This is a genomic window from Blastococcus sp. SYSU D00868, from assembly GCF_054050575.1.
Window position 1 is genome coordinate 30,699 of record NZ_JBJGZO010000007.1, and the last position, 11,978, is coordinate 42,676.

Annotated in this window: 14 protein-coding genes; 12 read left to right on the forward strand and 2 right to left on the reverse strand. The window is 76.6% G+C overall.

The genetic code is table 11. The annotated features are described in order from the left end of the window. Positions 1–36 precede the first annotated feature (36 nt). The 12 genes from ACI79F_RS08310 to ACI79F_RS08365 all read left to right on the forward strand — a co-directional run bounded on the left by ACI79F_RS08310 (position 37) and on the right by ACI79F_RS08365 (position 10,069). The gene (locus ACI79F_RS08310; RefSeq protein ID WP_456545724.1) at positions 37–504 is read left to right on the forward strand and encodes a PPOX class F420-dependent oxidoreductase; all 468 of its coding nucleotides are present in this window, start codon (positions 37–39) and stop codon (positions 502–504) included. Positions 505–526: 22 nt separating this feature from the next. Further along, positions 527–1,000: a hypothetical protein gene (locus tag ACI79F_RS08315; protein WP_456545723.1), complete on the forward strand. Its 474-nt coding sequence runs from the start codon at positions 527–529 to the stop codon at positions 998–1,000. A 114-nt stretch (positions 1,001–1,114) separates the two neighbouring features. Then, positions 1,115–1,813, forward strand: a complete 699-nt coding sequence (locus ACI79F_RS08320; RefSeq protein ID WP_456545722.1) for a hypothetical protein — start codon at positions 1,115–1,117, stop codon at positions 1,811–1,813. Between the two features lie 19 nt (positions 1,814–1,832). Next, on the forward strand, positions 1,833–4,301 hold the full coding sequence (locus ACI79F_RS08325; RefSeq protein WP_456545721.1) for a hypothetical protein: 2,469 nt from the start codon (positions 1,833–1,835) through the stop codon (positions 4,299–4,301). 81 nt (positions 4,302–4,382) lie between these two features. Continuing rightward, positions 4,383–4,928, forward strand: coding sequence for a hypothetical protein (locus tag ACI79F_RS08330; RefSeq protein WP_456545720.1), 546 nt, complete (start codon positions 4,383–4,385; stop codon positions 4,926–4,928). A gap of 36 nt (positions 4,929–4,964) precedes the next feature. After that, positions 4,965–5,714 carry a dienelactone hydrolase family protein gene (locus ACI79F_RS08335; protein ID WP_456545719.1) on the forward strand — a complete coding sequence of 250 codons (750 nt, stop codon included), beginning with the start codon at positions 4,965–4,967 and terminating at the stop codon, positions 5,712–5,714. Between the two features lie 126 nt (positions 5,715–5,840). Further along, positions 5,841–7,244, forward strand: a complete 1,404-nt coding sequence (locus ACI79F_RS08340) for an AI-2E family transporter (RefSeq protein ID WP_456545718.1) — start codon at positions 5,841–5,843, stop codon at positions 7,242–7,244. A gap of 53 nt (positions 7,245–7,297) precedes the next feature. Continuing rightward, on the forward strand, positions 7,298–7,564 hold the full coding sequence (locus ACI79F_RS08345; RefSeq protein WP_456545717.1) for a hypothetical protein: 267 nt from the start codon (positions 7,298–7,300) through the stop codon (positions 7,562–7,564). Positions 7,565–7,587: 23 nt separating this feature from the next. Then, positions 7,588–7,992: an AAA family ATPase gene (locus ACI79F_RS08350; RefSeq protein ID WP_456545716.1), complete on the forward strand. Its 405-nt coding sequence runs from the start codon at positions 7,588–7,590 to the stop codon at positions 7,990–7,992. An 82-nt stretch (positions 7,993–8,074) separates the two neighbouring features. After that, the gene (locus tag ACI79F_RS08355; RefSeq protein ID WP_456545715.1) at positions 8,075–8,494 is read left to right on the forward strand and encodes a DUF350 domain-containing protein; all 420 of its coding nucleotides are present in this window, start codon (positions 8,075–8,077) and stop codon (positions 8,492–8,494) included. Positions 8,495–8,603: 109 nt separating this feature from the next. Continuing rightward, positions 8,604–9,365, forward strand: a complete 762-nt coding sequence (gene fabG / locus ACI79F_RS08360; protein WP_456545714.1) for a 3-oxoacyl-ACP reductase FabG — start codon at positions 8,604–8,606, stop codon at positions 9,363–9,365. Between the two features lie 71 nt (positions 9,366–9,436). Next, positions 9,437–10,069 (forward strand): SGNH/GDSL hydrolase family protein, encoded by a 633-nt coding sequence (locus ACI79F_RS08365; RefSeq protein WP_456545713.1) that lies wholly within the window; start codon positions 9,437–9,439, stop codon positions 10,067–10,069. 7 nt (positions 10,070–10,076) lie between these two features. On the opposite strand, the gene ACI79F_RS08370 is transcribed toward ACI79F_RS08365, so the two are convergent. Continuing rightward, positions 10,077–11,369: a hydroxyacid-oxoacid transhydrogenase gene (locus tag ACI79F_RS08370; protein WP_456545712.1), complete on the reverse strand. Its 1,293-nt coding sequence runs from the start codon at positions 11,367–11,369 to the stop codon at positions 10,077–10,079. 59 nt (positions 11,370–11,428) lie between these two features. Continuing rightward, complete coding sequence (locus ACI79F_RS08375; protein WP_456545711.1) at positions 11,429–11,830, reverse strand: cupin domain-containing protein; 402 nt, start codon at positions 11,828–11,830, stop codon at positions 11,429–11,431. Positions 11,831–11,978 lie beyond the last annotated feature (148 nt).

Genomic DNA, 11,978 nt, shown 5'->3' on the forward strand with positions numbered 1-11,978 from the left:
GGCGACGGCCGGGGGCGTCGCACTACCGTGACCTGCATGCCCCGGACCGCCACCGCCGACCGCGTCGACCGCGCGGCCCTGCTCGACTTCCTCCGCCCCCGGCACCGGGCGGTGCTGCTCACCCGGCGGGCCGCGGGCGGCCCGCAGCTGTCCCCGGTCACCTGCGGCGTGGACGCCGAGGGGCGCGTCGTCGTCTCCACCTACCCGCAGCGGGCCAAGGTGGCCAACGCGCGCCGCGACCCCGCCGTCTCGCTGTGCGTCCTCTCCGACGACTGGGACGGCCCGTGGGTGCAGGTCGACGGGACGGCGGAGGTGCTGGACCTGCCCGAGGCGCTGGAGCCGCTCGTCGAGTACTTCCGCTCGATCAGCGGCGAGCACCCCGACTGGGACGAGTACCGGGCCGCGATGGCCCGGCAGGGCAAGTCGCTGCTGCGGATCACCGTCGACCGCTGGGGCCCGATCGCGACGGGCGGCTTCCCGGCGGAGGTCCTCGACAAGCTCTAGGGCTTGCCCCAGGCTCGGGGGCGTGCCGTTCGTGGTCAGCGTCGCGGGTGAGGACGCCGCCGTGCTGACCGACCCGGCCGCCGCCGTCGACGCCGTCCTGCGCCTGGTGCGGCACGCCCGGCGGCCGATCGGCGTCGGCGCGGGCCCGGAGGGCCGCGGCCCGGGGCGCGCGGGGGGTCCCGCCGTCCTCGCCGCCGCCGCGCTGGCCGCGGCGGCGCGCCGGCCCGGCCGGGTGGCGGTGCGCGGCGCGCAGCCGGCCGAGGCGGCCGACGCGCAGGCGGTCCTCGCCGCCCTGGCCGCGCTGGTCGCCCGGCGCAGCGCGGCCGCGTGGGCCGCGGTGGACCTGCTCACCGCGGGCCGCACCCAGGCCGCCGCGGCCGCCGAGCTCGGCGTCAGCCGCCAGGCGGTCGGGCAGCGGCTGGCCGCGTGCGGCTGGGACCTGGAGAGCGACCTGCGCCCGACGGCGGCGCGCCTGCTCGCCCGCGCCGGGGGCTGACGGCCGCCGTCCCCCGGCCGGGTGGGATCCGGCTCCCGGATGGCCGCCCTGACGAGGCACTCCTAGCCTCCCCAGGCACGGAGCGGAGAGCCCGTTCCGGGGAGGAGGACGACCGTGAGCGAGCACGACCACCTGCAGCCCCTGTCGCCCGAGGAGCTGGCGGCCGAGGGGGTGGCGGCGCTGCCGGACAAGGAGGTCATCTCCCTGCTCGACCTGAACGCCGACCTGGACATCGCCCTCGACGCGGCCGCACCGATCGATCTCGCCGTCGCCGCGAACGCCAACGTCGCCGCCCCGATCGACGCGGCCGTCGGCGCCAACGTGCTCTCCACCGACTCCACCTCCCAGGCGCTCGCCGACCAGGGCGTCCTGATCGACCAGGGCATCACCGGCGAGGCCGCGGCGACCTCCGTGCAGGGCTCGACCATCGACCAGGGCGGCACCGACGCCGCACCGGGCACCGGTACCGAGACCGGCACCGAGACCGGCACCGACGCGGGCGCCGGCACGGGGACGACGGTCCCGCTGCCCGGCGACGGCACCGAGGTGCCCGACGCGGGCAGCGTCCTCAGCGGGAACCTCCTCGACGTGGACGTCGACGTGGCCGCGGACCTCGGGCTGGCCGCGCCGATCGCGGGCGCCGTCGCGGCGAACGCCAACGTCGCGGCGCCGATCGACGCGGCGGTGGCGGCGAACATCGGCTCCGTCGGGTCCGACGCGGTCGCGGTGGCGCAGCAGGACGCGATCATCGACCAGACCATCGACGCCGACGCCACGGCCACCACCGACCAGCAGGCCGGCATCCAGCAGTGACGACGCGGGTCGGCCGGTCGTGACCACCAGCGCCACCCCGACGCCCGGGGGACCCGGCGGCGCGCCGGCCGGCACGGACGGCGAGGTGCTCGTCCGTGCCGCCGGCGTCGAGCTGCTCGGCGAGCTCCCGGGCTCGGGCTACCGGCGCCCGCCCGCGCTCGCCCGCCGCGGGGACGGCCAGGTGCTGCAGCTGACCCCGCTGCTGCACCTGCTGCTCGCCGAGGTCGACGGGCGCCGCACGGTGCAGGAGCTCGCCGCCGCGGTGGGCGCCGCCTCCGGCCGGCTGGTGCGGCCGGAGGACGTGCGGACCCTCGTGGACCGCTCGCTGCGGCCGCTCGGACTGCTGCGCACCCCCGACGGCCGGGAACCGGAGGTCCGCCGGTCCGACCCCCTGCTGGCGCTGCACTGGCGCCGGGTGGTCACCGACCCGGTGGTGACCCGGCGGCTGACCGCTCCGTTCGCCGCCCTCTTCACGCCCCTGCTGGTCGTGCCGGTCGTGCTGGCCTTCGTGGCGATCTCGGGCTGGGTCCTCTTCCGGGAGGGCCTGGCCGCGGCCACCGCCCAGGCGTTCGACCGGCCCGCGCTGTTCCTCACGGTCGTGCTCCTGACCGTGCTCTCGGCCGGCTTCCACGAGTTCGGGCACGCCGCCGCCGCGCGCTACGGCGGCGCCACCCCGGGCGCGATGGGCTTCGGCTTCTACCTGTTCTGGCCGGCCTTCTACACCGACGTCACCGACAGCTACCGCCTCGGCCGCGCGGGCCGGGTGCGCACCGACCTCGGCGGGCTGTACTTCAACGCCCTGGTCGTGCTGGCCGTCACGGCCGTGTGGTGGGGAACCGGCTGGGACGCGCTGTTGCTGGTGGTGGTCACCCAGGTCCTCCAGGTGATCCGCCAGCTGGCGCCCCTGCTGCGCTTCGACGGCTACCACGTGCTGGCCGACGTCACCGGCGTGCCCGACCTCTACCAGCGCATGGGGCCCGTGCTCACCGGCGTGCTGCCCCGGCGGTGGCGCCGCCCCGAGGCCGACGCCCTGAAGCCGTGGGCGCGTGCGGTCGTGATCGCGTGGATCCTGGTCGTCGTGCCGCTCATGGCGGTCTCCCTGCTGCTCCTGGTCCTGGCGCTGCCGCGGGTGCTCGCCACGGCGTGGGCCGCCGTCCGGCAGGAGGCCGATGGCCTCGGGACCCGGTTCTCCGACGGCGACGTGCTGGGTGTGCTCGCCTCCTGCCTGGCGGTCGTGGCCCTCGCCGTCCCGGTCCTCGGCATCGGCTACGTCCTCGCCCGGCTGGTGCGGCGGATCGCCACCGGGGTGTGGCGGCGGACCGCGGGCCGGCCGGGGCGGCGCGCCCTGGCCGGTGTCGTCGCCGCCGCGCTGGTCGCCGGGCTGGGCTGGGCCTGGTGGCCGGACGGCGACCGCTACCGGCCGGTGCGCGCGGACGAGGGCGGCACCGTCCTCGACGCCGTCCCGGCGGCGTGGGGTGGGCCCGCCGGGACGACGGAGCTCGCCCCCGCGGCGAGCGTCGTCCTGTGGCCCGAGGACGCCGGGCCGCTGCCCACCGCGGACGCGCCGGTCGCCGCCCTCGTGCTCGTGCCGGCGGGCACCGGGGCCGCGGACGACGGGACCGGCGGCGACGCCGGCCGGACGCCGGCCGACGCGGGGGAGGGCGCGACCGGCGGCGTGGAGCCGCCCACGTGGGTCTTCCCGTTCGACCGGCCGCTGCCGCCGGGTGAGGGCGACAACCAGGCCCTGGCCGTCGTCACCGAGGACGGCGCCGTCCGGTACGACGTGTCCTTCGCGCTGGTCTGGGCGGACGGCGACGAGGTCGTCAACCGCAACGAGGCCCACGCCTACGCCAGCTGCCGGGGCTGCACCGCGGTGGCCGTCGCGTTCCAGGTCGTCCTGGTCGTCGGCTCCGTGGACGTCGTCGTCCCGGAGAACCTCGCGACCGCGGCGAACTACGCCTGCCTGGACTGCGTCACCCACGCCCTGGCCACCCAGCTCGTGGTCAGCGTGCCAGGGGTGCTCGACGCCGAGGGCACGGCGGCGCTGGCTGCGCTGTGGGAGGAGCTCCACGCCTTCGCCGCCACCATCGAGGGCGTGCCGCTGTCGGAGATCCGCGACCGCCTGACCGAGTACGAGCAGCGGGTCCTCGACATCGTCCGGGGGCCGACCGGTTCCCCGCCGGCGTCCGGGGACACCGGGTCCCCGGACGGCACGGCGGACCCCACCCCCGCCGGCGACGGTGCCGGCGCGACGGCGACCCCCACCGACGGTGCCGACCCCTCGGCGGGGCCGGCCGGGGGCACCGGCACTCCCACCGGCGACGGGACCGCCGACGACGGAACGGGCGATCCGGCCCCCACGGGCGCCGAGCCGACCGGCCAGGCGACCCCCTCCGCCCCCGAGGCCGACCCGACCGGGTCGACCTCCTCGCCCCCGGGCACGGGCGGCGCCACGGACGCGCCGGCGACGACGTCCCCGACCGGCTGACCGGCGCCGTTCCGCCGAGCGGGGTGATCACCAGGCGGGGAGAATGGCCCGGTCGACGCCCGTCGCCCGCCTGGAGGTCCCGTGTCCGAGCCCGCCGCGTCCGGTGGCATCCGCAACGCCGACCTGCTGGGGGTCTACGTCAACGACCACCTGGCCGCGGCCACCGGCGGGGTGGAGCTGGTCTCGCGGATGCTGTCCCGGCACAGCGGCTCCCCGTACGAGGCCCGGCTGGAGCAGCTGCTGGACGAGCTGCGCGAGGAGCGGGCCGCGCACATCCGGATGGCGGGGGAGCTCGGCATCCCCGTGCGCTCGTACAAGCAGCTGGGCACGTGGGTGGCGGAGAAGCTGTCGCGGGCGAAGCTGAACGGCCGGCTGCTCTCCCGGTCCCCGCTCAGCGACCTGGTGGAGTTCGAGTTCATCGCCACCGCGGTGCTGGCCAAGCGGGCCGGCTTCGAGACCCTGCTCGAGCTGGCGCCGGTCGAGCCCCGGCTGGACCGCGCGCTGCTCGAGCGGCTGGTCGCCCAGGCCGACGCCCAGCACAGGTGGCTGGCCGACGCCCGCCGCGAGGTCGCCGGGCGGGTGTTCGGCGGCCGCCCCGCCGCCGCCGACGAGGCCGCCGACACCTGAGCTGCCCGGGCGGGGAGCGGCTGGTAGGCAGGGGTCATGTGCCACGACGCCGACAGCCGCCCGCCCGCCCCGCCGCACGCCGGCGAGGTCGCCGAGCGCGGGCTGCTCACCCTGACCTCCGCCGACGGGACGGAGTTCGACGCCGCCTTCGCCGCGCCGGCGGGGGAGGCGCGGGCCGGCGTGGTGGTGCTGCCCGACGTCCGGGGCCTGCACCCGTACTACGTGGCCCTGGCCGAGCGGTTCGCCGAGGCCGGGTTCCCCTCCGTGGCCGTCGACTACTTCGCCCGCACCGCCGGCCGCGCCGGGCGGGGCATCCGCGACCAGGACTTCGACTGGCAGACGCACATGCCGAAGACCACCGCGCAGGGGATCGACGGCGACACCGCGGCGGCGGTGGCCTACCTGCGCGAGCGCACCCGCCCCGACCTCCCGGTCGTCACCGTGGGCTTCTGCTTCGGCGGCAGCAACGCCTGGCGGCAGGCCGAGGGCGCCCTGCCGCTGGCCGCGACCGCCGGCTTCTACGGGCGGCCGCAGATGGTCGGCGACTCCGCCGGCTCCGCCCGGCTGCCCGTGCTCATGCTCATCGCCGGCGACGACGCCGCCACCCCCGTGGCCGACCAGCTCGCGCTCGCCGAGCGGATGCGCGCGGCCGGGGCCGAGGTGGAGACGGCGGTCTACGACGGCGCGCCGCACTCCTTCTTCGACCGCGCCGCCGACCAGTGGGCCGAGGCCTCCGCCGACGCCTGGCGCCGGCTGCTGGCCCTGCTCGACCGCGTCGCGACCTGAGCGTGCCGCCCGGGGCCACCGACCCCTGATCGGCGGCCCCGGCGTGACACCCTGAGGGCGGGGCCGCGGCGCACCGTGCGCCGAGCCAGCGGCGCGCCGCGCCGCACGGGGGAGAGCGGAGAACAGATGGTGGCCCAGCCCGAGCTGCCGGAGGGGGAGCGGACAGGCCGCGGCGGGACCGCGTCCTCCCTCGCCGCCGAGCTCGCCGACGCCTCCGCCGAGGCGGAGGTCGCGGCCGAGGCACGCCGGGCCGAGGCGGCGGACGCGCGCGCCGTCGAGTCCAGCCCGGTCGAGGCCCTCGTGCCGGTGGCGACCCCCGCCGAGGAGGCCGCGGCGGCCGGCCCACCGGCGGTCCCGGACGCCGGGCGCGGCGGCGGGATCCCGCGCTGGCTCGTGCTGCTGGTCGGCGGGGCCGCCGCGACGATCGCGCTCAGCGGCGTCCGGACCCTGGCGTGGCTGATCGCGCCGGTGCTGCTGGCCCTGGTCATCGTCGTCGCGCTGATGCCGGTGCAGCGCTGGCTGCTGCGGCACGGCTGGCCGCGGTGGGCCAGCGCCACGGTGCTGCTGCTGCTGGTGTGGGGGGTCCTGCTGTCGTTCGTGGCGCTGCTGGTCGTCTCGGTCGCCCAGCTCGCCGCCCTGCTCCCCGACTACGCGCCCGAGTTCAACGACCTGCTGGCCTCGATCCAGGCGGACCTCAACGACGCCGGCGTGGTCTCCGGCCAGATCAGCGACCTGGTCGACCAGATCGACTACGGCCAGCTGGTCGGCGTGGCGACCGGGCTGCTGTCCAGCCTCACCGACGCCGCGAGCACGCTGCTGCTGCTGCTGACCGCGCTGGTCTTCCTCGCCATCGAGTCCGGCGGGTTCGGCCGGCGGCTGGCGCTGGTGGCCGCCGAGCGGCCGCACCTGATCATCGCCATGGGGCTGTTCGCGCGGGGCACCCGCAGCTACCTGCTGGTCAGCACCGTGTTCGGCTTCTTCGTCGCGGTGGGGGACACCATCGCCCTGGCGATCATCGGCGTGCCGCTGCCGCTGCTGTGGGGGCTGCTGGCGTTCATCACCAACTACATCCCCAACATCGGCTTCGTCCTCGGCCTCCTGCCCCCCGCCCTGCTGGCCCTGCTGGACGGCGGGTGGAGCGACCTGTGGGCCGTCGTCATCGTCTACTCGGTCCTCAACTTCGTGATCCAGACGCTCATCCAGCCGCGCTTCGTCGGCGACTCGGTGGGCCTGTCGATGACCGTCACCTTCATGGCCCTGCTGTTCTGGGGCTGGGCGCTGGGTGCCCTGGGCGCGTTCCTCGCCATCCCGCTGACCCTGCTGGTCAAGGCCCTGCTGGTCGACGTCGACCCGCGCGGCCACTGGCTGGACGCGCTGCTGCGGGAGGAGCCCCGCGCGCCGCGGACCAGCCGGGCCCGGCAGCGGGCCCAGGCCCGCCGCGCCGCCCTCGCCTCCGTCCGCGCGCTGCACGTCCCACGCCCGCACGTGCCCCGCCCGCACCGCCGCTCCCAGGGCGCTGACCAGGACTGACGCGGAATACCGGGGTGTCCCGCGGCGTTGGGCAGACGTCGGGAGGAGACACCATGAAGGGCGACCGGATCGAGGTCGTGATCGACGCGGGGGGCAGCACCCGCACCTACGAGATCGAGGCCACGCGGGCCGGCCGGCGGGTGGACGTCACCCACGGCCGCGGCGTCGTCGAGGTCACCGAGAGCACCCGCGGCGGCACCCCGGTGCGCACCGCGCGGTTCATGGCCGGCCGCGTGCTGGCCCTCGTCGAGCACCCGGCGCCGCTGCCCGCGCTCGACGACGACGAGGCGGCGGTGACCCGCCTGCGGAGGAGCGCCTGACCGCCGCGCAGGAACTGGTCGTCGTGGTCGGCCTGCAGGGCGCGGGCAAGACGACCTGGGTGACCCGGCACCTGGCCGCCACCCACGCGGTGGTCAGCAAGGACCACTGGCCGCGGGCGCGGCGGCGCGAGGCCCGGCAGCAGCGGGTGGTGGCCGAGCTGCTGGCCGCCGGCCGCAGCGTCGTCGTCGACAACACCAACCCGTCCCCGGCCGAGCGGGCGCCGCTGGTGGCCGCGGCCCGCGCGGCCGGGGTGCCGGTGCGGGCGGTCTGGGTGGACACGCCCGAGGAGGTCGCCCGCGGCCGCAACGCCGCCCGGGAGGGCCGGGCGCGGGTCCCCGAGGTGGGGCTGGCGGCCACGCGGGCGCGGTTCTCGCCGCCGACCGCGGCGGAGGGCTTCGACCGGGTCGACGTGGTGGGACGCGCCTGACGGCACGGCCGTGCGCCGGCCGGGCGCCGGTGCGGTAGACACAGCAGGCCGTCGTCCCCCCACCCCGGAGGTCCTCAGTCCCATGCTGGCCAGCATCGGCTACGCCGTCGCCTACACCGGCGTGGGCATCGCGCTCCTCGTCCTGGGCTTCTTCGTCCTCGACCTGCTCACCCCCGGCCACCTGGGCCGGCACATCCACGAGAACCGCTCGGTCAACGCGGCGATCGCCCTCGCGGCCGGCTTCCTCGGCCAGGGCGCGATCACCTTCGCCAGCATCTGGACCAACGCGACCAGCGGGTTCGGCGAGGCGCTGGGCTACACGGTGGTGTTCGGCGTGCTCGGCGTGGTGCTGCAGGCGGTGGCGTTCGTGGTGCTCGACCTCATCACCCCCGGGCGACTGGGAGAGCACCTCACCGAGACCCCGTTCCACCCCGCGAGCCTGGTGAGCGCGGCGGTGCAGCTGTCGGTCGCCGCGATCATCGTGGCCAGCATCTGGCCCTGAGCCGTGCGCCGGGGCCGGTGCGCGCCCCGTCGCGACCCCGGCCGTACCGTGTCGGGAGCCTCTGCGAGACGACCCGGTGCCGCGTGGCGCCGGCAGGAGAAGGAGCGACATGACCGACGCACAGCGCCGCGTGGCGATCGTGACCGGCGCGGCCCGCGGGATCGGTGCGGCCACGGCGCAGCGCCTGGCCGCCGACGGCTTCGCCGTCGCCGTGGTGGACCTCGAGGAGGCGGCCGGCAAGAGCACCGTCGAGGCCATCGAGGCCGCCGGCGGCACCGCGCTGGCCGTGGGCGCCGACGTGAGCGACGCCGAGCAGGTGCAGGCCGCCGTCGACCGGATCGCCGCCGAGCTCGGCCCGCCGGTCGTGCTGGTGAACAACGCCGGCGTCACCCGCGACAACCTGCTGTTCAAGATGACCGAGACCGACTGGGACCTGGTCATGAACGTGCACCTGCGCGGCGCCTTCCTGATGACCCGGGCGGCGCAGAAGCACATGATCGACGCCAAGTGGGGCCGGATCGTCAACCTGTCGTCGACCTCGGCGCTGGGCAACCGCGGGCAGGCCAACTACTCCGCGGCCAAGGCCGGCATGCAGGGCTTCACCAAGACCCTGGCGATCGAGCTCGGCAAGTTCGGCGTCACCGCCAACGCGATCGCCCCCGGCTTCATCCAGACCGAGATGACCAAGGCCACCGCGGAGCGGCTCGGCGTCGGCTTCGAGGACTTCATCCAGTACAACGCCTCGCAGATCCCGGTCGCCCGGGTCGGCCAGCCCGAGGACATCGCCCACCTGGTGTCGTACTTCGCCAGCGAGGGCGCCGGCTTCGTGTCCGGCCAGGTCGTCTACGCCGCGGGCGGCCCGAAGGCCTGACGCCCGGTCCTGCACCGAGGATCACGCCGGCCGGCGGGCACAGCGCCCCGCCGGCCGGCGTTGTCGTCTGCGTGACGTCCCCCGCCCTCCGTCTCGCCGTCCTCGGCGACTCCATCGCGTTCGGCACCGGCGCCGCGCGCCCGCAGGACGGCCTCGGCCCCCGGCTGGCCGCCGCGCTGCGGGCCGACGGCCACGAGGTCGAGCTGACCGTGCGCGCCGTGCCCGGCGCCGTCTCCGCCGACCTCGCCGCGCAGGTGCGCCGGGCCGTGACCGCGCCCGGCGGCGCCCCGGACGTCGCCGTCGTGGTCGTCGGCGCCAACGACCTCGCCCGCCTCGTGCCGCCGGAGCGCGCCGCCGCCGCCCTCGGCGACGCCGTGCGGGCGCTGCGGGACGCCGGCACCGACGTCGTCGTCGTCCCGGCGCCGGACATGTCCAGCATCCCGTTCGTGCCGCCGGCCCTCCGGCCGCTGGTGCGCGCCGCCTCCGCCGAGCTGCAGCGCCGGCAGGAGGCGGTCGCCGCGGCCGCGGGGGCGCGGGTCGCCGCGGTGGCGGCGCACGTCGGCCGCTCGTTCGAGGCCGACCCGGCCATGTTCGCCGCGGACCGCTTCCACCCGTCCTCGGCCGGCTACGCCGCCATCGCCGCGGCGCTCACCCCGTTCGTCCTCGACGCCGCCCGCGAGCGACGCGACGGCGACGCCGCCTGACCGGCGGTCACCACAGGGAGACCGACCGGCGGAAGATGCCCGCGACGTCGTCCTCGGTCACCGGCTTGGGGCAGGTGGCCAGCAGCCGCTGCTGCTTCATGGTGCCCTCGACCAGGTCGGGCACGTCGCCCTCGCCGTAGCCGACCGCCCCGATCCCGCCCGGGATGTCGATGTCGCGCATCAGCCGGATCAGCACCCGGGGGAGCACCTCGGCCGGCTCGCCGGCGTGGTCGCCGGCGGGGTCGAGCAGCGCGGCGGCGCGCAGGTGCCGCTCCGGCGCCGCGTCGAAGGTGAACCGGAAGGCCTCGGGCGCGGTGAGGGAGACCGACATCCCGTGCGGGACCATCGGCTCGTCGGCCGGGTAGTCCTTCGGGTGGAAGTCCCGCACCCGGCCGGCGATCGGGTACGCGTTGGCGTGCGGCACGTGCACGCCGGCGTTGCCGAAGCCCAGGCCCGCGAAGGTGGCCGCCATCGCCATGTCCGCGCGCGCGGCGTCGTCATCCCCGTCGCGGACCGCCCGGCGGAACGACGTCGCCAGCAGCGACAGCGCCTTCTCCGACCACATGTCGGCGATCGGGTTCGCCCCGCAGTAGGGCACCCGCTGCTCGGGCCGCTTGCGCTCGAACGTGTCGTAGGGCCGCGCCGTGTAGCTCTCCAGCGCGTGGCAGAGGATGTCCATGCCCGAGGAGGCGGTCACGCCGGACGGCTGGGTGCGGGTGAGCCCCGGGTCGATGACCGCCAGCGTCGGGCGCAGCCGCGGGTGGCTGATGCCGGTCTTCACCTTCAGCGCCAGCACGTCGAGCACGCAGATGGTGGTGCTCTCCGAGCCGGTGCCGGTCGTGGTCGGGACGGCGACCAGCGGCTTGAGCGGGTTCACCGGCGCGCGGCCCCCGCCGACCGGGGCGTTCACGTAGTCCATGAGCTCACCGGGGTTGGTGGTGAGCAGGTCGACGGCCTTGGCCGTGTCGATGCTGGAGCCGCCGCCGACGGCGACGAACGCGTCCCACGGGCCGCCGGCCCGGGCGGCCTCGACGGCGGCGGCGAGGCTCTCGTCGGTCGGCTCGACGTGGACGCCGTCGAACACCTGCGCCTCGATGCCGAACCGGGCCATCTGGTCGGCGACCCGCTGCGGGGAGCCGGTCGCGGCGACGCCGGGGTCGGTGACGACGAGGACCCGGCGGGCGCCGGTCTGGGCGAGGTCGAAGCCGACCTCGTCGGACGCGCCCGCGCCGAACTTCAGCTGCGGGGCGCCGTAGGTGAACACGCTCTCGGGGGTCGCGGGCACCGGGATCGAGGTCATGCCCGATCCTGGCGCGGCGGGGCGGGCGGGGCCACCGGCGCGGCGGCCCCGCCCCCGGGTCAGTCGGAGGTCGGCGGCTCGTCCTTGCCGGCCTCCTCCAGCTCGTCGGCCTCCTCCTTGGTCTTGTGCACCGCGCCGTCGGCGTGCTCCGGCGGGCCGTAGACCGTGTAGAGGACCAGCGGGTTGGGGCCGGTGTTGACGAAGTTGTGCTTCGTCCCCGCGGGCACGACGACCAGGTCGCCCTGCGCCACCTTCTTGGTGGACCCGCCGACGCGGGCCTCGCCGGTGCCGGAGACGAAGGTCAGGATCTGGTCGATGTCCTCGTGGACCTCCTCGCCGATCTCCCCGTCCGGCGGGATGGTCATGATCACGAGCTGGGTCTTCTCGCCGGTCCACAGGACCCGGCGGAAGTCGGCGTACTTCTCCGCCTCGGTGGCGATGGTGTAGTGGATGACGGCCATCGACGGCTCCTCTCCTCGGGGTGGTCTGCGGCCGTCCGGGGCTCCGGCCCGGACGGCGAACGGGCTGCTCCTGCCCGGTGTGCCGGCGACTTACTCGTCCGGGGCCGCGAAGCCCCGGACGGGTGATCCGCGCGGCAGCGCCGGCGGC

What these genes read in the sequence shown, in the direction of transcription:
- ACI79F_RS08310 (WP_456545724.1), top strand. Translation starts at nt 37, where the DNA reads ATGCCCCGGACCGCCACCGCCGACCGCGTCGACCGCGCGGCCCTGCTC.
- ACI79F_RS08335 (WP_456545719.1), top strand. Translation starts at nt 4,965, where the DNA reads ATGTGCCACGACGCCGACAGCCGCCCGCCCGCCCCGCCGCACGCCGGC.
- ACI79F_RS08340 (WP_456545718.1), top strand. Translation starts at nt 5,841, where the DNA reads ATGGTGGCCCAGCCCGAGCTGCCGGAGGGGGAGCGGACAGGCCGCGGC.
- ACI79F_RS08345 (WP_456545717.1), top strand. Translation starts at nt 7,298, where the DNA reads ATGAAGGGCGACCGGATCGAGGTCGTGATCGACGCGGGGGGCAGCACC.
- ACI79F_RS08355 (WP_456545715.1), top strand. Translation starts at nt 8,075, where the DNA reads ATGCTGGCCAGCATCGGCTACGCCGTCGCCTACACCGGCGTGGGCATC.
- fabG (WP_456545714.1), top strand. Translation starts at nt 8,604, where the DNA reads ATGACCGACGCACAGCGCCGCGTGGCGATCGTGACCGGCGCGGCCCGC.
- ACI79F_RS08370 (WP_456545712.1), bottom strand. Translation starts at nt 11,369, where the DNA reads ATGACCTCGATCCCGGTGCCCGCGACCCCCGAGAGCGTGTTCACCTAC.
- ACI79F_RS08375 (WP_456545711.1), bottom strand. Translation starts at nt 11,830, where the DNA reads ATGGCCGTCATCCACTACACCATCGCCACCGAGGCGGAGAAGTACGCC.